Raw genomic sequence first — 1,823 nt, forward strand, 5'->3', positions numbered from 1 at the left:
CAGCTCAAGCTGTCCACCGGCGTCAACGCCGACCTGTCGATCACCGGCACCGGCAATGCGCTGAACTCGCTCGGCTTCGCCGGCAACACCGGCACCGCGACCGCCTTCACCGCGGCCCGCACCTCCGGCGTCGGCGGCATCAGCGGCAAGACCTTGACCTTCTCCTCCTTCAACGGCGGCACGGCGGTCAATGTCACCTTCGGCGACGGCACCAACGGCACGGTCAAGACGCTCGACCAGCTCAACACGAAGCTGCAGGCCAACAACCTGTCTGCGACGATCGACGCCAACGGCCTGCTGACGGTGTCGACCACCAACGACTACGCGTCCTCGACGCTTGGTTCGGCGGCGGCGGGCGGTGCGATCGGCGGCACGCTGACCTCGTCGCTGACGTTCTCGACGGCTTCCAGCCCCGTCCAGGACTCGGTTGCGCAGACGGCCCGTGCCAACCTGGTGTCTCAGTACAACAACATCCTGAACCAGATCGACACGACTTCGCAGGACTCCTCGTTCAACGGTGTCAACCTCTTGAACGGCGATCAGCTCAAGCTGGTGTTCGACGAAACCGGCAAGTCGAACCTCAACATCACGGGTGTGTCCTACAACTCCAAGGGTCTGGGCCTCGCCTCGTTGACCAGCGGCGTCGACTTCATCGACAACGCTGCGACCAACAAAGTGCTGACCAACCTGAATGCCGCGTCGAGCACGCTGCGTTCGGAGGCCTCGAGCCTCGGTTCGAACCTCTCGGTGGTGCAGGTGCGTCAGGACTTCAACAAGAGCCTGATCAACGTGCTGCAGACCGGTTCGTCCAACCTGACCCTGGCTGACACCAACACCGAAGCGGCGAACAGCCAGGCGCTGTCGACCCGCCAGTCGATCGCGGTCTCCGCGCTGTCGCTGGCCAACCAGTCGCAGCAGAGCGTGCTGCAGCTGCTCCGCTAACAAGCGGACGACATCGCAAGCAAGACATCGTTAAGCAAGATATTGCGGCGGGGCTTCGGCCCCGCCGCTTTCTTTTTGCGCAAGCGTTCGCAGACGTGGCGTGGGACGAAGATGGTGCATTCAGGTGCAGCCGTTTGCCCACTCTGAGTTATGGTTGACAAGTAGCAAACGTCCCGCGATTGCGCGAAAAAGCATCATTCCATCATGGTGATAGGACTGAGATCGATTTCTCTTCGGCCGCGCTTATGGTGAATCCGCGCAAGGACTGGCGCGACGCACTTCATGCTTTGTTAGCCACCTACGTTCACCTTCCCGGCATCGATTAATCCTAATCGAAGTTTGTTGCGTTGCGTACCAGAAGGGTAACAGCTTATGTCCGGTATTGTTCTCTCCTCCTCGGTTCGTCAGAACCTGCTCTCTCTCCAGTCCACCGCTGATCTTCTCGCCACCACCCAAAGCCGCCTGTCGACCGGCAAGAGCGTCAACTCGGCCCTCGATAATCCGACCAACTTCTTCACCGCCCAGTCGCTCGACAACCGCGCCAGCGACATCAACAATCTGCTCGACGGCATTGCCAACGGCGTGCAGGTGCTGCAGGCTGCCAACACCGGCATCACCTCGCTGCAGAAGCTGATCGACAGCGCGAAGTCGATCGCCAACCAGGCGCTGCAGACCACCGTCGGTTACTCCACTAAGTCCAACGTCTCGGCCACGATCTCGGGTGCAACCTCTGCCGACCTGCGCGGCACGACTTCCTTCGCCAGCACGGTTGCCACTAGCAACGTGCTGTATGACGGCACGGCGGGCGGCACGCACGCGGCGACCTCGGCGATCACCCTGGGCGCGACCCAGGGCGTCAACACCGGTGCGACTGCAACGGC

At 61.8% G+C, this 1,823-nt stretch carries 1 protein-coding gene and 1 pseudogene; both read left to right on the top strand.

Features of this window, described 5'->3' with window-relative positions:
• Positions 1-942 (top strand): flagellin (locus ACFQX9_RS33270; protein ID WP_377791608.1); only part of this gene is annotated, 942 nt, incomplete at its 5' end.
• Positions 943-1,314: 372 nt separating this feature from the next.
• Positions 1,315-1,823: pseudogene (locus tag ACFQX9_RS33275) on the top strand (flagellin); the annotation flags it as partial.

Origin of the sequence: Bradyrhizobium sp. GCM10028915 (assembly GCF_042666195.1) — a bacterium.
GTDB classification, from domain to species: domain Bacteria; phylum Pseudomonadota; class Alphaproteobacteria; order Rhizobiales; family Xanthobacteraceae; genus Bradyrhizobium; species Bradyrhizobium canariense_D.